Here is a 1,932-nt window from a genome sequence, read left to right on the forward strand (position 1 = left end):
AATCACATTTTCCATATCCTGCATCAATAGCTGCTTTCATCTGATTTTCCATAACTTCACATACACCCGTATTAATGTTATTATCCTCTAATGTTTTCATTATCGTTTGGAGTCCATGTGTATGAACATCCAAGGATGCGACGGTAGCATCTTGGAATTTGCCAGTGTAGTTTTCTAGATTATCAGGCAAGTGGGTAACCAGTTGGTGACCCACCACTGGAAGTGCTGCCTTAATATGTTTGCAATACTCGGAGATAGGTAAATTGTTTCGTATACAAAGCGCTGAACCTATTAGGGCAAACCAATAAAAACCGAATTGCAGAGCTGACGTGCTCATCTCAATGATTTCTGCAAAGCGAATGTCTGTCCCTACAAAATGTGGCTGAGAAAGTGCCGCAAGTTGATCTTCAATTTGGTCAAAAGCCTCCTTGGGGCCAGAATATACAAGATATGCACGATGTGTGCCAATATCGTGAGGATAACAAATAATCACACTTTCAAGGGCGATAGCGCCTCTGTCTTTAATTATTTGCTCAAAAATTTGGGCTTGAGTTGGGGTTGTTGTAGTAGTGTTTACAATGATTTTCCCTTTGATAGCTTTCGATTTGCATTCTTCAATAACCTGCATTGCTATCTTATAATCTGGTAAGTTTAACAGAACGAAATCACAATCTAAAGCTTCATCCAATGATAATTTAAACGTAGCTCCTTCAGCTACAAATGGCTTGGCTGCCGTGGGATTTTTATCGACAATGTTAATAGTATGACCTGCCTTCATAAACGCGCGAATCAGAGCGCTTCCCATAACACCACAACCAACTACAGTAATTTTTGACATAAGCGACCTCCAATATGATTTATTTAGTCCACTTGGACTAAATAAATCATATTACTCATATCAAGTTTCGTCAATGTTTTTTGAACAATCAAAAAAATCACAACGTAATATTTGCTAGCACAGCATCTATTCTTGACTCATCTATCTTTTCGTGAAGTGAATAAATAAGAAGCCCATCAATAATGATTAAAACTGCTTCTGCCTTATATACCATGTGGTCATCCTCGCCTCGATAAATCTCTTCCAAAACACGTTTGATGGACTCTCTCCAATCGTTATAAACATTTTTGATTGCAGACCTTATTTCTGTATTGTATTGACCCATAGTGCTTATTTGCGTGAAAGCCCATGATTGTTTTTGATGACTTATCAAAACCATATCTTTGATGAAATGTTTCACTATCGTTTGTGAAGTTTCGTTGAGATTGACGTTATTTTGTTTATACTTTATGTACCAATGCTCAATCTCCGTTTTATATGAAATAGCAAAAAATTCGATATAAGCCAGTAGAAGTTTCTCTTTTGTATTAAAATAATAGTTGATTTTTGAATGAGCGATTTTGGCCTTTGCTGCGATATCTCGCATAGAAACCTTTAGAAGAGGCTTTTCCTCTAAACATTGCTGAAGTGCATGCAGTATTTCTTGCCGTACCTGTTCTCTGTCAACAATAAGTGGCATATACTTCTTTCTCCTTTTCTAATTTAATGTGCCTGATATCTTTTTCCAATCGATACCTCAACACATGAGATTATAGCACATTATTGACCTGTTTGATCTTGAGCATTTTTGCTTTTAGATCCCCATCAATCCAAGATTATATAACTTTAATTTCACGTAAGTTTTTTCTTTTTTTAAATATCAGTCCGATTTATTTAAAAATAGGAAAATCCCCATCACCATCCACTTAAGAAATTGATTGTTGTCCAAAACGAAAGAGTTGAGCCAAATTCTCATGAATAATTATAAAAAGTTGAAATTTTCGTTATGGGGATAATTAAAAACCTTAGGTTGATGGACATGTGGCGAGACCCCATGTAACATAAACGTTCGTTTTTGTTACGTTTCGTATTTAAAAGTATGAAATATCCTAACC

2 protein-coding genes are annotated in these 1,932 nt (G+C 35.8%); both read right to left on the reverse strand.

The features are described 5' to 3' along the window. Window positions 1–838 (reverse strand): NAD(P)-binding domain-containing protein (locus tag ACQGSG_RS28675; protein ID WP_426948694.1); only part of this gene is annotated, 838 nt, incomplete at its 3' end. Window positions 839–935: 97 nt separating this feature from the next. Then, on the reverse strand, window positions 936–1,517 hold the full coding sequence (locus tag ACQGSG_RS28680; protein WP_426948696.1) for a TetR/AcrR family transcriptional regulator: 582 nt from the start codon (window positions 1,515–1,517) through the stop codon (window positions 936–938). Window positions 1,518–1,932 lie beyond the last annotated feature (415 nt).

The organism is Bacillus sp. GMa5/1, from assembly GCF_050172015.1.
Classification (GTDB): Bacteria; Bacillota; Bacilli; order Bacillales; family Bacillaceae_G; genus Bacillus_A; species Bacillus_A cereus.

Excerpts from the sequence above, each read along its gene's own strand:
- ACQGSG_RS28680 (WP_426948696.1), bottom strand. The coding sequence starts at position 1,517 with ATGCCACTTATTGTTGACAGAGAACAGGTACGGCAAGAAATACTGCAT.